This window comes from Butyrivibrio sp. AE3009, from assembly GCF_000420845.1.
Taxonomy (GTDB): Bacteria; Bacillota; Clostridia; order Lachnospirales; family Lachnospiraceae; genus Butyrivibrio.
The window spans coordinates 12,263-26,692 of sequence record NZ_ATVS01000011.1 but is presented as its reverse complement, the minus strand read 5'-3'; the positions used below and the strand labels follow the sequence as shown (position 1 = coordinate 26,692).

Here is a 14,430-nt window from a genome sequence, read left to right as displayed (position 1 = left end):
CAAAAGAAGATACAAAGGCTAAGAAGACCTCCAAGAAGGCAGCAGAAGCCGAGGAAGAGGTTAAAGAGACCAAGACAAGGAAGACCTCCAAGAAGGCAGCAGAGGCTGAGGAAGAGGTTAAGGAGCCTAAGGCTAAGAAGACCTCCAAGAAGGCAGCAGAGGCCGAGGAAGAGGTTAAGGAGCCTAAGGCTAAGAAGGCCTCCAAGAAGGCAGCAGAGGTTGAGGAAGAGGTTAAGGAGCCCAAGACCAGAAAGACCTCCAAGAAGGCAGCAAAGGCAGAGTCTGAGGATGCTCCCAAGGTATCAGCAGACGGAGAGCTTGACGAAGCCACAAGAGAAGTATTCACCCAGAGAATCAAGGATATACTTCTTCTTGCAAAGAAAAAGAAAAACGTACTTGAGTACGCAGAGATAAATGATTTCTTCACTGATCTTAATCTCAATGAAGAACAGCTTGATAACGTACTTGAGGTTCTTGAGAACTCCGGAATCGATGTTCTCAAGGTATCCGAGAGTGACGATGATGATGTTATTCCCGATGACGACGATATGCTCATTTCCGATGAGGATGAAGTTGATATGGAGAATATCGACCTCTCTGTTCCCGATGGAATCAGCATTGAGGATCCTGTAAGAATGTACCTCAAGGAGATCGGTAAGGTTCCTCTTCTTACAGCTGAGCAGGAAATTGACCTTGCCAAGGCTATGGAAGCCGGAATCGATGCCGAGAAGGAGATCGAGGAAGATAAGGGCAAGAACAAGATGACAGAGGCCAGAAGAAAAGAGCTGGATGCTATCATCTATGAAGGTAACGAAGCCAAGAAGCGTCTTGCAGAAGCTAACCTTCGTCTTGTTGTAAGTATTGCAAAGAGATATGTTGGCCGTGGAATGCTGTTCCTGGATCTTATCCAGGAGGGTAACCTTGGTCTTATCAAGGCTGTAGAGAAGTTTGATTTCCGTAAGGGCTTCAAGTTCTCAACCTATGCTACATGGTGGATCAGACAGGCTATCACAAGAGCCATCGCCGACCAGGCCAGAACCATCCGTATTCCTGTACACATGGTTGAGACCATCAACAAGCTCATCAGAGTCAGCCGTCAGCTCCTTCAGGAACTGGGCCGTGAGCCGCTTCCCGAGGAAGTTGCCAAGGAGATGAACATGCCTGTTGAGCGTGTACGCGAGATCCTCAAGATTTCCCAGGAGCCTGTATCCCTTGAGACACCTATCGGTGAGGAGGAAGACAGCCATCTTGGTGATTTCATCCAGGACGACAACGTGCCTGTACCTGCCGACGCAGCTGCATTCACACTTCTTAAGGAGCAGCTTGTGGAGGTTCTCGGAACTTTGACAGAGCGTGAGCAGAAGGTTCTCCGTCTTCGTTTTGGTCTTGATGACGGCAGAGCAAGAACCCTTGAAGAGGTAGGAAAAGAGTTCAACGTAACCCGTGAGCGTATCCGTCAGATCGAGGCCAAGGCTCTCAGAAAGCTTCGTCATCCCAGCCGCAGCCGCAAGCTTAAGGATTATCTTGACTGATGAATATTGAAGGAAAAATGTCGCAAAGGCTGATAACCATTGCGGAGATGTTAAGAGGGGAACACCCGGTGGCCACAGCAGCTGATGTAGGCTGTGACCACGGATATGTTTCCATATATCTTGTTCAGAACAATATAGCAGATAAAGCCATTGCAATGGATGTGAGAAAGGGCCCCTTGTCAGGAGCTCTTTCAAATATTAAGGACTATGGTTATGAAGACAGGATAACTACGAGACTATCTGATGGTCTTAAGGAGCTTGGTGAAGGGGAAGCAGATGCTCTTGTTATTGCAGGAATGGGAGGAGGCCTTATGGTCAGAATCCTAAGTGACTGTGACATCAATAAGCTTGGCATTAAGAAGGCTGTTTTGCAGCCCCAGTCAGAGCTCTGTGAATTCAGGCGCTATATCAGAGGCAAGGGCTATTCAATAGTCCGGGAGCAGGTTGTCCTTGAGGATGGAAAATATTATTTTCCCATGGAGATTGATTTTACCGATGGCTCCAAGGACAGATCGGCAGAGTGTGTGGCAGAGCTTATGGAGAAGACAGGGTGCGATAAAGAGTGCGCCGAGAGCCTCTGTGACCGCTTCGGAGAGTCCAATATTCTTCGCAAAGACGCTCTTTTAAGAGATTTCGTAAGTCATGGAACGACTGTAAACGAATCTATTCTGAAGAGCCTTTCCAGGGAAGAACATCCGGAGAGATATGAACAGGTGGCTTCAGAAAACGAAGAGAACGGAAGGCTTCTTTTTTATCTGAATAATTAAAGAATCAGGAGGCAAATATATGCCTATAGTTACAATTAACGGGGTTTCAAAAGAATACGACAAGGGAACATCCTTTGAGACTATTGCAAAGGAATATCAGAAGGACTTTCCCTGCAAGATTGCGGCCGTTATATTTAACGGCAAGATAAGAGAGCTGTTTAAGGCTGTTAAAAAGGACGGCGAGCTCTCTTTTGTCACCTTTGCGGACAGCATCGGCTATGAGACCATGAGAAGGACTGCGGTGATGATACTGATCAAGGCGGTTCGTGATGTGGCGGGCGTCGGCAGCAATGTTAAGATCAAGGTGGAGTTTACTATCGGCAACGGATATTACTGCACAGTGGTTGGCGTGCCTGTAACCGATGAGTTTGCCGCCAAGGTCACAGAGAGATATCAGGAGCTGGTTGACGCGGATATTCAGATCACCAAGAAGGTATATCCCCTTGATGATGCCATAGAGATCTTCAGAAATCAGGGCATGGATGACAAGGTGGCACTTCTGAAATACCGCAGAAGTTCTGAAATCAACGTCTACAGAATTGATGATCTCTATGATTATTTCTTTGGCTATATGCTGCCCAGAACCTCTTATATCGAGAAGTTCAGGGTGGATAAGTATCACGACGGCCTGATGCTGACGCTCCCCACAAAAAAGAATCCGGGTGAGCTGGTGGTATCAGAGCCCAGAGAAAAGCTCTTTAATACCATGATGCTGGCCAGTGACTGGGGCAGCATGATGGGAATATCAAACGTGGGCGATCTTAACAACATGGTCTGCTCCGGCAGGATCAATGAGATGATGCTGGTGCAGGAAGCGCTGCAGGAGAGCAAGATCGCAGACATCGCCAGGAAGATATTCCAGAGAGTTGACGTCAAATTCGTTATGATTGCAGGTCCCAGCTCCTCCGGCAAAACAAGTTTTGCCAACAGATTGTCAATTCAGCTTCGTACCTACGGACTGGTGCCGCATCCCATAAGCCTTGACAACTACTTTGTAAACAGAGAGGATACACCTCTAAGCGAAGACGGCAGTTATAATTTCGAATGTCTTGAGGCTCTTGATGTTGAGCGTTTTAATCAGGATATGACAAGGCTCCTTAAAGGCGAGAGAGTTGAAATGCCCGAGTTTAACTTTGTTACCGGCAAAAGGGAGATGAACGGAGAGTTCATGCAGCTTGGCAAAAATGATGTGCTGGTGATCGAGGGAATTCACGGACTTAATGAAAAGATGAGTTATTCACTTCCAAGTGAGTCCAAGTTTAAGATCTATATCAGTGCTCTTACAACCTTGAGTATTGACGATCATAACAGAATACCTACAACAGACGGCAGACTCCTTAGAAGAATCGTAAGGGATGCCAGAACAAGAGGCGCTTCCGCCAAGAAGACCATCAGCATGTGGGGCTCAGTAAGAGCCGGCGAGGAGGCCAATATCTTCCCCTTCCAGGAAGGCGCGGACGAGATGTTTAACTCAGCTCAGATCTACGAGCTGGCAGTTATCAAGCCCTTCGCAGAGCCTCTTTTGTTCAACATCGGTAAGGATGAACCGGAGTATTATGAGGCCAAGAGACTTCTTAAGTTCCTTGACTATTTCGTCAGTGTAGACAGTTCCATGCTTCCCAAGAACTCCATCTGCAGAGAGTTCGTCGGAGGAAGCTGCTTCAAAGTCTGATAATTTACTATAGTAAAGTGACAGGCACTTTGTTCCACTAAAGTGCCTGTCACTTTTTTTTACTAAAGTCTGCAACATTTTGGCTCTTCTCTTTGTATATATAGTAGGAAGGCAATTTATGTTATACTGTCTAAGGAGTGCGGACTTATTGGTTAAGGTTCGCGGGATATGGAAAAAGAGTTGAGGACAGTAAACATGGTTATGACTAAAAATGGCGAATATATGCCATATGGCGGCCTTCTGTGGGAACTTCCCGGATTACTTGGGAGTGCTGTAGGGAAAATAAGGAAGCTTGCTTTATCTTTATTTGCTGCGCCAGCTAAGGTGGACAGGCCTGTGGCAGGGGCGACGGCAGCGGAGAGAGCAGGATTACTTATTGATAGATATGGCAACAATATTCTCAGAATGGCTTATTCCTATCTGCATAATATGAGCGACGCAGAGGATATTCTGCAGGATACTTTGATCCAGTTTATCAAGAACGATCCGGCCTTCGATAGCAGCGAGCATGAGAAGGCATGGCTTCTTCGTGTGGCAGCCAATCTCAGTAAGAACAAGATCCAGTACAACAAGCTTAGAGAAACCGACGAGCTGGCTGAGGAACTGACAGGAGAGGAACAGGACGACCTTGCCTTCGTATGGGATGCGGTAAAAGAGCTCCCGGAGAACTACAGGGAAGTTGTTCATCTTTTTTACCAGGAGGGCTATGCTACTAAGGAGATAGCTGAGATTCTTGGCAAAAATGAGTCAACAGTGCGTTCGGATCTTCGAAGGGGAAGAGAGAAATTAAAAGAAATTCTGAAGGAGGCGTATGACTTTGAGTAAATATAATGAAGTTATGGATAAAGTCAAAGTTACTGACGATATGAAAAAGCGCATCCTTCAAAACATTGAGGATACGAACTTTGATGACGTTAAGACTTTTGAATCGGTTCCCAAAAAAGAAAAAAAGGAAAACAAGATAATAAGTTTTGTAAGGACCTACGGCGCAGTTGCCGCTATGTTCGCAGTGGTACTGGTGGGTGCTTACGCAGTATTTGGCAACATGTCCGGCAGGAAATCCATGGAATCAGCTACGTCCGAAGCACCTGCTGCAACCTATGAAATGGCTGAGGAGACAACAGAAGCAGCTTATGCGGATGAAGAAGCAGCTACAGATGAGGCAGCTCCGATCATGGGAGCTCAGGGAGGTGATGCTGTGAATTCAGCGCCAATGATGGAACCATCTGCTATGCCAGCTCCCGCTGCTCCGTCCAAGAATGATAAGACTAAAGACACTGCCAAAAATGAGTCAGTTGAAACAGAGCAGGATGAAATGGAAGTTCCGAGCATGGTGACGGAATTTGCATCCGCCAAGGAATTGTCCGCTGAAGCAGGTGGAACAATAACCGATATCGACAGCCTTCTTAATGCGTCAACCGAGAATCATTACCTTCTGTATGACAGCGGTATGATGGAGATCAATTATTATATTGACGGAGGAAATGTATATTACAGAGTGGCCTCCGAGGAAGCTGCTTCCGAGTATGTAAACGGCAATATCGCAGGTGATTTTATTGATTATTCGACCAAGACCGTAAGAACCATAAACGGAGTGGAGGTTACCCTTCAGGGTACGGAAACTGCCTTCAATGCCGCAGGCTGGGAAAAAGATGGAGTGCACTACTGCCTTCTTCATGAAAAAGGCCTTGATGACAGCGCTATGACAGAGCTTCTTATTGAAATACTCGGTAAGTGATTTTTTCGTTGACTTTTAAGTGTATCAGAATATAATACTTATGAGCAGGATGGATGATCGCTGCCATGCAAACGAAAGGGCATGGGAGAGGAAAGTCCGGGCTTCGCAGGGCAGGATGCCAGATAACGTCTGGTGGAGGTGACTCCCAGGATAGTGCAACAGAGATATACCGCGTACTAAATGAGGCGGGCGACCATGACAAGATGGGACATATTCATGCTTGCATGAAATATGTCACAGATTGGAAGGGGCATGCGGCGAATGCCGCGTAACGAGGAATGCTTGCATTCCGAGTGACCGCCGTACTACCTCATGTGCGTAAGGGTGGAAAGGCAGTGTAAGAGACTACCGTGCTGGTGGTAACATCAGTAGCCATGTAAACCCCATCCGAAGCAAGACCGAACAGAAAGCTATGAGCCGGCCCGGTTCGCTTTCAGGTGGGTCGCTTGAGGCTGTCGGCGACGGCAGTCCTAGATAGATGATCATTCACGACATAACCCGGCTTACAGTTCTGCTCATATAGTTTAAAAAGGCGGTCTTCTGCGGCTTATATATGCGCCCAATCCTCCGATGATGGGAAAAATAATCAAATCGGATTGGTCACATATATAAGCCGCAGAGGACCGCCTTTTTCTATATAAGCTGCGCAATCTTTTTGGTGGCTCTTTTGGGTAGACAAAACCGGAGCGAGTGGGTAAAATGTAAGAAATATGAAAGCACTTACATTGTGTCAAGATTTGCAAGATTTTGATGCAAAAATGAACTGACAAAGAAAAAAATATACTATATGATACAAGAGTCAATGATAAAAGAGCCTGATAAAGGGCTATATTTATAAAACTATTTACCGGTTTTGCCGGAGAAGGTGGAGGAAAAATGGAACTTAGAACTGCATGTTCACCTAAGGACGAGAAGTATTACGACACCAAGAGACTGAGAGAGGAATTCCTTATCGATGATCTTTTTCAGCCTGATACCATCAAGCTTGTTTACAGCCATATCGACAGAATCATCACAGGTTCAGCTGTGCCTGTAAAAGAGGAGCTTAAGCTTACAGCAGGAGATGAGCTTCGTGCTGAGTACTTCCTGCAGAGACGTGAGATGGGTGTTATCAATATCGGCGGCGCCGGTGTAATCACCATCGACGGCAAGAAATATGACGTTGACTACAAGCAGGGAATGTACATCGGAATGGGGGCAAAGGATGTTTCTTTTGCCAGCGCAGATGCGTCCAAGCCTGCTAAATTCTATATCAACAGTGCACCTGCACACAAGACTTATCCTACAGTTCTCATTAAGAGAGAAGGAACTCCTTCAGAGGACGTTGTCATCATCAAGGATGAGAACAAGAAGGAACTTGGAAGTCTTGAGGGTGCCAATCACAGAGTTATCAACAAGTACATACTTCCCGGTCAGGTTGAGACCTGCCAGCTGGAGATGGGTATGACAGAGCTTAAGCCCGGCAGCGTATGGAACACAATGCCTTGTCACACACATGACCGCAGAATGGAAGTATATCTTTACTTCGATATTCCCGAGGATGCAATGGTAATGCACTTCATGGGAGAACCTCAGGAAACAAGACATATCATCATGAGAAACGAGCAGGCTGTAATAAGCCCCAGCTGGTCAATTCACTCAGGCTGCGGCACACAGGCCTACACCTTCATCTGGGGAATGGTTGGAGAGAACCAGGACTTCGATGATATGGATGACTGCGCAATGCAGGATTTAATGTAAAACTAATAACACCAAATATATTTAGGAGGGATTTACAATGGGAGACTTTTTAAAGAATTTTTCACTTGAAGGAAAAGTAGCATGGATCACAGGCGCTTCTTACGGCCTTGGACTTGCTTATGCAGTAGCTTTCGCAGAGAGCGGAGCTAAGATCGTTTTCAACGATATCAATCAGGACCTTGTTGATAAGGGACTTGCTGAGTACGCTAAGCGCGGCATCGAAGTTTACGGCGCAGTTTGCGACGTAACAAATGAGGAGCAGGTTCAGAAGTTCGTTGCTGACGTTAAGGAGAAGGTTGGTTCAATCGACATCCTCGTTAACAACGCTGGTATCATCAAGAGAATTCCTATGCACGAGATGACTCTTAAGGAGTGGAACCAGGTTATCGACGTAGACCTTACAGGTCCTTTCGTATGCGCTAAGGCAGTTCTTCCTGACATGATGGAGAAGAGATCAGGAAAGATCATCAACGCCTGCTCAATGATGTCTGAGTTCGGACGTGAGACAGTATCTGCTTACGCAGCTGCTAAGGGCGGACTTAAGATGCTTACAAGAAACATCTGCTCTGAGTATGGTCAGTACAACATCCAGTGCAACGCTATCGGACCCGGCTACATCGCAACACCTCAGACAGCTCCTCTTCGTAAGAGGCAGGAAGATGGATCAATGCATCCTTTTGACAGATTCATCCGTTCCAAGACACCCGCTCAGAGATGGGGCAAGACAGAGGACCTTATGGGACTTGCTGTATTCCTTGCATCACCTGCATCTGATTTCATCAACGGTCAGGTAGTTTACATCGATGGCGGTATCTCAGCTTACATCGGACAGGATCCTTCTAACCTTGATCCTGCTAAGATGGAGTTCGTAGACGAGGAAGACGCACAGTAATCTTGATTAACAATGTCTCAAGTTCAATGTGCAATTGTGCTTGCACAGAATTGCACATTTGAATTTGAGATATGCCCACCAATGAGGGAAAAAGACATACGAATGAATATGAGTATGTCGATTTCCGAATGGATGGAGCGATTACGAGAACGAAGTGGAGTAATCGCGGTGTTAATCAATATGAATAGATTAATTAAGATAAAGAAAGGCAATAAAAATGGATAAGATTTGCGAAGAGTTATACAAAATCGGTATTGTTCCCGTAATCGCTATTGACGATGCTAAGGACGCAGTACCTCTTGCTGAGGCACTTATAAAGGGAGGACTTCCCGCTGCTGAGGTTACCTTCCGTACAGCAGCTGCTGAGGAGGCAATCAGACTTATCTCTGAGAAGTTCCCTGAGATGATCGTTGGTGCAGGTACAGTTCTCAATGCTGAGCAGGCAGACAGAGCTAAGGCTGCAGGTGCTAAGTTCATCGTTAGCCCCGGTTTCAACAGATCAAACGTTGAGTACATTCAGTCAATCGGAGTACCGGTTGTTCCCGGAACAGCAACTCCCGGTGAAGTAGAGCAGGCTATCGAGCTTGGTCTTGACTGTGTTAAGTTCTTCCCTGCTGAGCAGAACGGCGGTATCGCCAAGATCAAGGCTATGGCAGCACCTTACACAAAGATGCACTTCATGCCTACAGGCGGTATCAACAAGAACAACCTTAATGATTACCTTTCATTCAATAAGGTATTCTGCTGCGGCGGTAGCTGGATGGTTAAGAAGGATCTTATCGCTGCAGGTAAGTTCGATGAGATCGAGGCTATGACAAGAGATGCAGTTAATGCAATGCTTGGCTTCACAATGAAGCACGTTGGAATCAACCAGCCTGATGAGGCTTCTGCAGTTGCTACAGCTGAGAAGTTCGACAATCTCTTTGGCTTTACCAAGAAGGTTGGTAACTCTTCAGTATTCGCAGGTTCAGTAGTTGAGGTTATGAAGTCTCAGGGACGTGGAACATGCGGACACATCGCAATCGGAACCAACAACGTAGACAGAGCTGTTTACCACCTTGGCAAGCAGGGCGTTAAGTTCGATGAGAGCTCATTTGCATATGATGCAGAGGGCCACCTTAAGGTTGCTTACCTTGCAGATGACTTCGGCGGATTCGCAGTACATCTTGTAAAAAACTAAGTTAAACTGATTTTTTTAAAAGAAAAGAGGATATAAATCATGTCAAAGAAAGTTGTTACATTTGGTGAGATCATGCTTCGTCTTCAGCCTGATAACTATTTAAGATTCGTTCAGGTTGATCATCTTGAGGCTACATTCGGCGGCGGTGAGGCTAACGTTTCAGTTTCACTTGCTAACTATGGCCTTGATTCAGTATACGTTACAAAGCTTCCTAAGCACGAGATCGGACAGGCAGCTGTTAACTCTCTTAGAAAGTACGGCGTTGACACCTCCAAGATCACAAGAGGCGGCGACAGAGTAGGTATCTACTACAACGAGAAGGGTGCTTCACAGAGAGGCTCAAAGTGCATCTATGACAGAGCACATTCAGCAATCGCTGAGGCTGTTCCTTCAGATTTCGACTGGGATGATATCTTCCAGGGTGCAGAGTGGTTCCACTTCACAGGCATCACTCCCGCTGTAAGTGATTCTCTCGCAGCTATCACTCTTGAGGCTTGTAAGAAGGCTAAGGAGCACGGTCTTACAGTATCCTGCGACCTTAACTACAGAGGAAAGCTCTGGAGCAAGGAGAAGGCAGGCAAGGTTATGGCTGAGCTTTGCCAGTATGTTGATGTATGTATCGCTAACGAGGAGGATGCTAATGATGTATTCGGTATCGCAGCTTCTTCAACAGACGTTACAACAGGTAAGCTTAACAGAGAGGGCTACATCGAGGTAGCTCAGAAGCTTACAGAGAGATTTGGCTTCAAGAAGGTTGCTATCACACTTCGTGAGTCTATCTCAGCTAATGACAACAACTGGAGCGCAATGCTCTACACAGATGGTCAGGCTTACTTCTCAAAGAAGTATGCACTTCACATCGTTGACCGTGTAGGCGGCGGTGATTCCTTCGGCGGTGGACTTATCTACAGCTGCGTAAACTGCTTCGATCCTCAGGCTACAATCGAGTTTGCTGTAGCAGCATCTGCTCTTAAGCACTCAATCGAAGGCGACTTCAACCTTGTAACCGTTGATGAGGTTAACAAGCTTGCAGGCGGCGACGGATCAGGTCGTATTCAGCGATAATCGCTTATTGAGTTTTTCGAATTTATAATGAGACCATACTTCTTTAACCGAGGAGTATGGTCTTTTTTTATGCAGCTGTGTTTGGTTTATCAAAATATAATAATTGCAAACATGATAATTTTAGAAGCCGGATAGTATAATGTACTTGTAGTATTATGCGGTAATATGCACAGAATTGGCAATTGGTGACGGAATGAAGATTAGCAAAGCTCTCGATACATTTTTTCTGTATTGTGTAGTGATCATTATCCTTATAACTGCATATTTTGCTGAAAAAGTATCTTCGGAGAACAGAGTGGATTCCACGGTGGAGGATGAGATAAGCCTTACCGGCGCAAGACTCTCCGATGAGCTCTATGGAAGTGTGCGCAAAACCGGTGAATGGAGAAGATTCGGAAGTACCAGCAGCCAGTTCGAATTCGTGATAAAGAACCTGGGAAGTGAGGCTATTACCAATTGGAGATTGTATCTTGAGGTTCCTGAGGATACAACCATAGACAGCAGCTGGAACATAGAATTGTCCAAGGACAGCAGGAACAATCTTTTGCTGTTTACTCCCCAGAATGCAAATATTACTATTAAGCCCGGAGATAATCTGGAATTCGGAGCAGTGGTGAGATCAAAAAAAACGATCGATCCCTCAGTACTTCATATAATAGGTTATAAAGCCGCCGGGAGAAATAATATCATCAAGAATTTAATCCTGTTTATGATACTGGTGTGGCTTGTGGCCTTCGTAGGCTACCTTGTTACAAGGTTCAATCTCCGAAACTATCGTGAGAGGCAGAAGAACGACGTAAGGATCATTCTCCAGTCTATGAATACTTTCATAAGCTTTATTGATGCCAAAGACCCCTATACCCGAGGCCATTCCAGGAGAGTAGCCATGTACGCAGCGGAGATCGCCAAGCGAATGGAATTGTCTGAGGATGAGGTTCAGAATATCTATTACGGTGGACTTCTTCATGATGCCGGCAAAATAAGTATTCCCGATGCTGTGCTCAATAAACCCGGCAAGCTTACAGACGAGGAGAGAAAGACTATACAGAGTCACACGGTGGCAGGTGGCAAGATGCTCAAGCAGCTCTCCTCCATAAAGGGGATTCGTGAGATCGCTCTGTACCATCATGAGAGATATGACGGAAAAGGCTATCCTGAGGGACTTAAGGGAGATAAGATCCCGATATATGCAAGGATTGTCGGAGTTGCGGATTCCTATGACGCCATGTCAAGCAACAGAGTATACAGAAGGCATCTTAACAAAGATGAGATAATTGAAGAGATACAGCAGGGCTCCGGAACTCAGTTTGACCCGGATATAGTTAAATACATGGTGGATATGATAAATGACGGATATGTAAACGTTGTTAAGATGGAAACAGCAGAAAATGAAGACGGGACCAATGACATTCATATCCATGAAGAAGATCTGCCGGGTGTATATATGGGATTCTGATAAAATCCTGTTGACATAGCCGTAAATATCACATATGATTGAATTGAAATCGGTTTCAGACAGTCCCCAAGACTCGGAGTATTTATGGAAAAAGTTAGACTGAACACCGGTAAGACAATTACAATCTATGATATAGCCAAGGAGGCCGGAGTCTCGGCTTCTACAGTTTCCCGTGTCCTTACTGGCAGTGCTTCGGTGCGCCAGGAGAAGAAGCAGAGGATACAGGAGATTATCGATAAGTATAATTTCAAGCCCAATGCACTTGCCAAGGGGCTTTCCGATACTGCCACCAATACCATTGGTATCATCGCAGCGGATGTCAGAAACCCTTATTATTCGGCGCTATTCGTGGCCTGCGAACTGGCGGCTGAGAAGGCAGGCTATAACGTGGCTCTGGCTAATTCCCTTAATGAAAAAGAAAAAGAGATCAAAATGCTTGACTTCTATCTTCAGCAGAAGATGGATGCCATCATTCTTATGGGCGGAAGAGTAGACGACCTTATTACCGATGACGCTTATGCCGAGAAGGTCAGGAATGTCTGCAAGACTACACCTGTCATAGTTACCGGCAAGCTTGATAAGGCGCCTGTTCACTGCGTAACTATTGATGAGGCAGAGGGAATGAACCTGGTAATGCAGCATCTCATCAATCTGGGGCATGAGAAGATTGCGCTGGTGGGCGGTGAGATGAAGGTTGCATCAACCTATTATAAGTATCAGCGCTATCAGGAGAATCTCAAAAAGTACGGTATAGAAGTACGTGGCGAATACGTTGTAAACGGCAGCTACGACCCGGATGCGGGCTATATGGCCACCAACAGGATCCTGGATATGCAGGACAAGCCCACTGCTATCATAGCCATCAATGACTTTGCAGCCAGTGGAGCTCTTAGGAGCATAAGAGAACATCATCTTCATGTTCCCAAGGATATTTCGGTAATAAGCTTCGACAACACCTACATCACCGATCTTACGGTACCCAAGCTTACCAGCATTGATTACAATTATGAGGACTACGGCGAGAAGCTGATAAATACAGCGATTGCGGTCTCCAAGGGGGAGAAGGTGGATGATATGCAGATGGTTACACCAAGTCTTGTCCTCAGGGATAGCACCGGTTCCTGCAAGAAATGATTTCTACGAAAACAAAAGTTTCTGAAACGGATTTCAAACTTTGAATCGTATCTTTGTATACAATATACAGCAATATAAACAAAAATGAGAGGAAACAGACAGATATGTTTCCTCTTTTTTGTTGTAAATGTACAAAATTGCAATCGGTTTCAAAAATGAGGTTGACGTATTGTTGTGATTAATGATTAAATTAAAATATGAAATCGGTTGCAAATAGTAAAGTTGCACAATAACGGGGACTGTGTGAGATTTCTGCAATCGTCAGTAAGTGGGAGGCTCTAATGGGTAAAAAGACTAATTCATCTTCTACTACAGGAATAAAAAAGCGCGGAGTGCTGGAGACTTTGTGGAGATACAGAGTGCTGGAGCTGATGTGCCTTCCTGCAGTAATCTTTTTCTTTATGTTCAGCTACATGCCGATGCCCGGTATCTGGGTTGCATTCGTTAAGTACAACTACAGAGACGGAATATTTGGAAGTAAATTTGTGGGACTTAAGAATTTCGAGTTCCTGGCTGAATCAGGTAAGCTTTTTGATCTTACCAAGAACACAATCCTGTACAACATAGCATTTATCATCCTGGGTAATTTCTTGGCGATCCTTGTTGCTATTCTTCTTAATGAGATGCAGAGCAAGATGTTCAAGAAGGTTTCCCAGACAATGATGTTCCTGCCTTACTTCATTTCTCAGGTTCTTGTAGGTATTCTTGTTTACAACCTTTTAAACTATGACTACGGTTTTGTTAACGAGATCCTTGCATCAATGGGAAGAGAGAAGTGGGGGCCTTATTCGGATCCATCGGCCTGGCCGGTTATCCTGGTAATCGTTCATCTCTGGCAGCAGACAGGTTACAACTCAGTTGTATACTTCGCAGCCATCTGCGGAATCGATGCTGAGATCATAGAGGCAGCCAAGGTTGACGGTGCCAATGCTTTCCAGAAGATCAGATACATCATTCTTCCCGGACTTAAGCCTACAATAGTTATCCTTCTTCTTTTCGCTCTCGGCGGAATCGTAAAAGGTAACTTCGGTCTGTTCTACAACATCATCGGTACCAACTCTCTTCTGTATCCTACAACGGATATCATTGAGACTTATGTATACCGTGCGACTATAACGGACTTCAATTTCTCAACTGCTTCGGCCGTTGGTCTGTATCAGTCAATTATCGGATTTGTAATGGTTATGCTGGTCAACTTCATTGTTAAGAAGATTGATCCTGACTATTCATTATTCTAAAGAAGGGAGGTCGGAA

General features: G+C 45.4%; 12 protein-coding genes and 1 other RNA gene. All 13 read left to right on the top strand.

What is annotated here, in order from left to right:
- The first annotated feature begins 353 nt into the window (after positions 1–353).
- The 13 genes from rpoD to G588_RS0107590 all read left to right on the top strand — a co-directional run bounded on the left by rpoD (position 354) and on the right by G588_RS0107590 (position 14,414).
- The gene (gene rpoD, locus G588_RS0107655) at positions 354–1,532 is read left to right on the top strand and encodes an RNA polymerase sigma factor RpoD (RefSeq protein WP_026668657.1); all 1,179 of its coding nucleotides are present in this window, start codon (positions 354–356) and stop codon (positions 1,530–1,532) included.
- On the top strand, positions 1,532–2,299 hold the full coding sequence (locus G588_RS19565; RefSeq protein WP_022778159.1) for a class I SAM-dependent methyltransferase: 768 nt from the start codon (positions 1,532–1,534) through the stop codon (positions 2,297–2,299). Before rpoD ends, G588_RS19565 begins: the two co-directional genes overlap by 1 nt.
- 19 nt (positions 2,300–2,318) lie before the next feature.
- Positions 2,319–3,971: a nucleoside kinase gene (locus G588_RS0107645; RefSeq protein WP_022778158.1), complete on the top strand. Its 1,653-nt coding sequence runs from the start codon at positions 2,319–2,321 to the stop codon at positions 3,969–3,971.
- 168 nt (positions 3,972–4,139) lie between these two features.
- Complete coding sequence (locus tag G588_RS0107640; RefSeq protein ID WP_242830347.1) at positions 4,140–4,796, top strand: RNA polymerase sigma factor; 657 nt, start codon at positions 4,140–4,142, stop codon at positions 4,794–4,796.
- Entirely contained in the window at positions 4,789–5,709 is a 921-nt protein-coding gene (locus tag G588_RS0107635; RefSeq protein WP_022778156.1) for a hypothetical protein, read from the top strand. Before G588_RS0107640 ends, G588_RS0107635 begins: the two co-directional genes overlap by 8 nt.
- Positions 5,710–5,750: 41 nt before the next feature.
- Positions 5,751–6,231: RNase P RNA component class A (gene rnpB, locus G588_RS21470), an RNA gene on the top strand.
- A gap of 354 nt (positions 6,232–6,585) precedes the next feature.
- Complete coding sequence (gene kduI, locus G588_RS0107625; RefSeq protein WP_022778155.1) at positions 6,586–7,449, top strand: 5-dehydro-4-deoxy-D-glucuronate isomerase; 864 nt, start codon at positions 6,586–6,588, stop codon at positions 7,447–7,449.
- Between the two features lie 37 nt (positions 7,450–7,486).
- Positions 7,487–8,341, top strand: a complete 855-nt coding sequence (locus tag G588_RS0107620; RefSeq protein WP_022778154.1) for a gluconate 5-dehydrogenase — start codon at positions 7,487–7,489, stop codon at positions 8,339–8,341.
- Positions 8,342–8,558: 217 nt separating this feature from the next.
- Positions 8,559–9,521: a bifunctional 4-hydroxy-2-oxoglutarate aldolase/2-dehydro-3-deoxy-phosphogluconate aldolase gene (locus G588_RS0107610; protein ID WP_022778152.1), complete on the top strand. Its 963-nt coding sequence runs from the start codon at positions 8,559–8,561 to the stop codon at positions 9,519–9,521.
- Between the two features lie 39 nt (positions 9,522–9,560).
- Complete coding sequence (locus G588_RS0107605) at positions 9,561–10,586, top strand: sugar kinase (RefSeq protein ID WP_022778151.1); 1,026 nt, start codon at positions 9,561–9,563, stop codon at positions 10,584–10,586.
- A gap of 193 nt (positions 10,587–10,779) precedes the next feature.
- Positions 10,780–12,042: an HD domain-containing phosphohydrolase gene (locus G588_RS21425; RefSeq protein WP_022778150.1), complete on the top strand. Its 1,263-nt coding sequence runs from the start codon at positions 10,780–10,782 to the stop codon at positions 12,040–12,042.
- 84 nt (positions 12,043–12,126) lie between these two features.
- Positions 12,127–13,176 carry a LacI family DNA-binding transcriptional regulator gene (locus G588_RS0107595; protein ID WP_022778149.1) on the top strand — a complete coding sequence of 350 codons (1,050 nt, stop codon included), beginning with the start codon at positions 12,127–12,129 and terminating at the stop codon, positions 13,174–13,176.
- Between the two features lie 281 nt (positions 13,177–13,457).
- On the top strand, positions 13,458–14,414 hold the full coding sequence (locus G588_RS0107590; RefSeq protein ID WP_022778148.1) for an ABC transporter permease: 957 nt from the start codon (positions 13,458–13,460) through the stop codon (positions 14,412–14,414).
- Positions 14,415–14,430: the final 16 nt, after the last annotated feature.